Source organism: Klebsiella sp. HMSC25G12 (assembly GCF_001807705.1).
Classification (GTDB): domain Bacteria; phylum Pseudomonadota; class Gammaproteobacteria; order Enterobacterales; family Enterobacteriaceae; genus Klebsiella; species Klebsiella variicola.
On sequence record NZ_KV789907.1, the window covers coordinates 1 to 765 of the forward strand.

Below are 765 nucleotides of genomic sequence, written 5' to 3' on the forward strand. Positions count from 1 at the left end.
CGCGCCCGCCGACGACTTCGCCCGCTTAAAGCCGGCGATTGTCGCCGCCATTCACCACCATCGCCGTCTTCACCCTTAATTCACGGAGGAATTTATGACCGTTGCCATTACCGATGTCGTCCTGCGCGACGCCCACCAGTCCCTGTTCGCCACCCGTCTGCGTCTCGACGATATGCTCCCCGTCGCCGCTCAGCTGGATGACGTCGGCTACCGCTCCCTTGAGTGCTGGGGCGGCGCCACCTTTGACGCCTGCATCCGCTTCCTCGGCGAGGACCCGTGGGTCCGCCTGCGCGAGCTGAAAAAGGCGATGCCGAAGACCCCGCTGCAGATGCTGCTCCGCGGCCAGAACCTGCTCGGCTACCGCCACTACGCCGACGACGTGGTGGAGCGCTTCGTGGAGCGCACCGTCAAAAACGGCATGGACGTCTTCCGCGTCTTCGACGCCATGAACGACCCGCGCAACATGCAGGCCGCCCTGCAGGCGGTCCGCCGCCACGGCGCCCACGCCCAGGGCACGCTTTCGTACACCACCAGCCCGGCGCACACCCTGCAGACCTGGCTCGACCTCACCGAACAGCTGCTGGAGACCGGCGTTGACTCCGTCGCCATCAAGGACATGTCCGGCATTCTGACGCCGCATGCCGCCTTTGAGCTGGTCAGCGAAATCAAAAAACGCTACGACGTCACCCTGCACCTGCACTGCCATGCCACCACCGGGATGGCGGAGATGGCGCTGCTGAAGGCCATTGAAGCCGGGGTCGACGG

2 pseudogenes are annotated in these 765 nt (G+C 65.5%); both read left to right on the forward strand.

From position 1 onward, the window contains the following. Positions 1-79 (forward strand): annotated as a pseudogene (locus HMPREF3096_RS18535) (oxaloacetate decarboxylase gamma chain); the annotation flags it as partial. Positions 80-94: 15 nt separating this feature from the next. Continuing rightward, positions 95-765, forward strand: a pseudogene (locus HMPREF3096_RS18540) (amidohydrolase family protein); the annotation flags it as partial.